Genomic DNA, 3428 nt, shown 5'->3' with positions numbered 1-3428 from the left:
ATTTTTGTTTTGCCATTTTATTTTCTCCTTTAGTTAATTATTTTCCTGTTCTTTCTGCAATAACTTTTTCTGCTAAAGTTTTAGGAACTTGTTGATATTTTTCAAATTCCATTGAATATGTTGCTCTTCCTTGAGTTTTTGATCTTAAGTCAGTTGCATATCCAAACATTTCTGATAGAGGTACTCCTCCTGAAATTATTTTTGCATTATTTCTATCATTCATTCCTGATACAGTTCCACGTCTTGAGTTTAAATCTCCTATAACATCTCCCATGTATTCTTCAGGTGTTGTAATTTCTAACTTGAATATAGGCTCAAGTAAGATAGGATTTGCAGCTCTTAAAGCTTTTTTCATTGCCATAGAACCTGCAATTTTAAATGCCATTTCTGATGAATCCACTTCATGGTATGATCCATCATATAGTGTAACTTTAACATCTTGTACTGGATATCCAGCTAAAACTCCTGAATCAAGAGCTTCTTTTATTCCCTTATCTACAGCTGGAATATATTCTCTAGGAATTGCTCCTCCTGTAATTTCATTAACAAATTCATACCCTTTTCCATCATTTGCTTCAATTCTGATTTTAACATGTCCATATTGTCCACGTCCTCCAGATTGTTTTGCATATTTTTCTTCAACATCAGAAGAACCAAGTATAGTTTCTCTGTAAGCAACTTGTGGTTTACCAACATTAGCTTCTACTTTAAATTCTCTCTTCATACGATCTACAATTATTTCTAAGTGTAATTCTCCCATACCTGCTATGATAGTTTGTCCTGTTTCTTGGTCAGATTTAACTTGGAAAGTTGGATCTTCTTCAGCAAGTTTAGATAATGCTGTTCCCATTTTTTCTTGGTCAGCTTTAGTTTTTGGTTCTACTGCAACTGAGATAACTGGTTCTGGGAACTCCATTTTTTCTAATATAATTGGAGCATCTTCAGCACATAATGTATCTCCTGTAGTTGTATCTTTTAATCCAACTGCTGCAGCTATATCTCCTGCATAAACTATATCGATTTCTTCTCTCTTATTAGCGTGCATTTGAAGTAATCTTCCCATTCTTTCTTTTTTACCTTTAGTTGAGTTTAATACATAAGAACCTTTTTCTAATACTCCTGAATAAACTCTAAAGAAAGATAATCTTCCTACGAATGGATCTGTAACTATTTTAAATGCTAATGCTGAGAATTTTTCTTCATCAGCAGGTTTTCTTGAAATTTCAGCTTCTGTTTTAGGATCTATACCTTTAACAGCTTCTATATCAACTGGTGATGGCATATATGCTACTATAGCATCTAATAGGGGTTGGATACCTTTATTTTTAAATGCAGTTCCACAACATACTGGAACAACAGTTCCTGCTATTGTAGCTATTCTTAATGCTCTTTTTATTTCTTCAACTGAAATATCTTCTCCAGCAAAATATTTTTCCATTAATTCATCATCTGTTTCAACTATTGACTCAATTAAATGATTTCTTGCAAGTTCTGCATCATCTTTTAATGAATCTCTAACTTCAACAACTTTATAATCCTCACCTTGTTTATCAGTAAAGATGTATTCTTTCATTTCTATTAAATCAATTACTCCCTCAAAAGCATCTTCTGCTCCTATAGGTAATTGTATAGGTACACCATTTCCACCTAATTTTTGTTTGATATCGTTTACACACATATCAAAGTTTGCACCAATTCTATCCATTTTATTAAAGAATGCAAGTCTTGGTACTTTATATTTATCAGCTTGTCTCCAAACTGTTTCTGATTGAGGTTGTACACCATCAACTGCTGAGAATACTGCAACTGCTCCATCTAGTACTCTTAAAGATCTTTCAACTTCAACAGTAAAATCAACGTGCCCAGGAGTATCTATAATGTTAACTCTATGCCCTTTCCAGAAACATGTAGTTGCTGCTGATGTAATTGTAATTCCTCTTTCTTGCTCTTGTTCCATCCAGTCCATAGTAGCAGCTCCATCATGAACTTCTCCTAACTTATGGTTAACTCCTGTATAGAATAAGATTCTTTCTGTTGTAGTTGTTTTACCAGCATCTATATGTGCCATGATACCTATATTTCTAGTATCTTTTAAAGCAACCTTTCTCGCCATTATTTCCTCCTATATTACCATTTGTAATGAGCAAATGCCCTATTAGCTTCTGCCATTTTGTAAGTGTCATCTTTTTTCTTGATTGATCCACCTTCATTATTTGCAGCAGCAATTAATTCTTTTTTAAGTTTAAGTATCATTCCATATTCTTTTCTATCTCTAGTATATTTTACTAACCATCTAATAGCTAAAGTTTGTTGTCTTTCTTTTCTAACCTCTACTGGAACTTGATAAGTAGCTCCTCCGATTCTTCTTGATCTAACTTCTACTTGTGGTTTTACATTTTCCATAGCTCTTTTGAATATTTCATATCCTGATTCGTTTGTTTCTTTTTCAATTTCTTCTATTGCTGAATAAAAAATGTTTTCTGCAACTGATTTCTTACCATCAACCATTAATCCATTAATGAACTTAGTTACGATGATATCATTAAATTTTGAATCAGGTAAAACATCTCTTTTCTTAGCTTGTTTTCTTCTTGACACGATTTGCCTCCTTCATCTTCATGATTTATATTTATTTAGGTCTTTTAGTTCCATATCTTGATCTTGCTTGTTTTCTATTAACAACTCCAGCAGTATCAAGTGCTCCTCTTATTATCTTATATCTAACCCCTGGTAAATCCTTAGTTCTTCCTCCTCTTATTAATACGATAGAGTGTTCTTGTAGGTTATGTCCAATTCCTGGAATGTATGCAGTAACTTCAATACCATTAACTAATTTAACCCTTGCAACTTTTCTTAACGCTGAGTTAGGTTTTTTAGGTGTAGTTGTATATACTCTTACACAAACACCCCTTTTTTGTGGATTCCCTTTTAACGCAGGTGATTTCTTTTTCTTTTCAGATGTGCTTCTACCAAATCTTACTAATTGATTAATTGTAGGCATATTTCCTCCTCCCAAACTTATTTTAATATTCATATATAGTTAAATCATCGTGATAATATTCCTACCCATTTTTTAAAGTCTATATTCCCTCGTGGTTCTATTGACGTTCTAACAATAAAAATCACAAGAAAACTACCCTAAATGTCATCATTTAAAGTAGAAATTACAATAATTTAAACATATATCCAACCACAACATAAACTGTTGTACTAGGCAAGTATACACTATTTAGGCGTATTTGTCAATAAAATTTATTCCTAAAAATAGGTCTATAAATAAATTAAGAAAAAAAGATGTTAAATTTATTGAAAATTTTATGAATAATTATCCTAGAAAAATTTTCAATTCTTCAACATCTTATGAAGTTTATGAATGTCTTTTAAATCTTGTTTAAGTTGTTTTTGGACATTTACTTTTGGAATTTAGG

4 protein-coding genes are annotated in these 3428 nt (G+C 31.8%); 1 reads left to right on the top strand and 3 read right to left on the bottom strand.

What is annotated here, in order from left to right; genetic code table 11:
• Window positions 1-37: 37 nt before the first annotated feature.
• The 3 genes from fusA to rpsL are packed head-to-tail and all read right to left on the bottom strand — an operon-like array spanning window position 38 to window position 3001.
• Window positions 38-2113 (bottom strand): elongation factor G, encoded by a 2076-nt coding sequence (gene fusA, locus BT993_RS06670; RefSeq protein WP_072593790.1) that lies wholly within the window; start codon window positions 2111-2113, stop codon window positions 38-40.
• A gap of 14 nt (window positions 2114-2127) precedes the next feature.
• The gene (gene rpsG, locus BT993_RS06665; RefSeq protein ID WP_012858233.1) at window positions 2128-2598 is read right to left on the bottom strand and encodes a 30S ribosomal protein S7; all 471 of its coding nucleotides are present in this window, start codon (window positions 2596-2598) and stop codon (window positions 2128-2130) included.
• Window positions 2599-2629: 31 nt separating this feature from the next.
• Window positions 2630-3001 (bottom strand): 30S ribosomal protein S12, encoded by a 372-nt coding sequence (gene rpsL / locus BT993_RS06660; protein WP_012858232.1) that lies wholly within the window; start codon window positions 2999-3001, stop codon window positions 2630-2632.
• Window positions 3002-3239: 238 nt separating this feature from the next.
• Between rpsL and BT993_RS07365 the strand changes: the two genes are divergently transcribed.
• Window positions 3240-3395: a hypothetical protein gene (locus BT993_RS07365; protein WP_158007940.1), complete on the top strand. Its 156-nt coding sequence runs from the start codon at window positions 3240-3242 to the stop codon at window positions 3393-3395.
• The last annotated feature ends 33 nt before the right edge of the window (window positions 3396-3428 follow it).

The sequence above is a fragment of the Streptobacillus ratti genome (assembly GCF_001891165.1).
In the GTDB taxonomy this organism is placed as follows: domain Bacteria; phylum Fusobacteriota; class Fusobacteriia; order Fusobacteriales; family Leptotrichiaceae; genus Streptobacillus; species Streptobacillus ratti.
Note: the sequence above shows the minus strand (reverse complement) of the source record. Positions and strands in the feature narration are given on the sequence as shown.

Coding starts and splice junctions, on each gene's coding strand:
- fusA (WP_072593790.1), bottom strand. CDS start 2,113: ATGGCGAGAAAGGTTGCTTTAAAAGATACTAGAAATATAGGTATCATG.
- rpsL (WP_012858232.1), bottom strand. CDS start 3,001: ATGCCTACAATTAATCAATTAGTAAGATTTGGTAGAAGCACATCTGAA.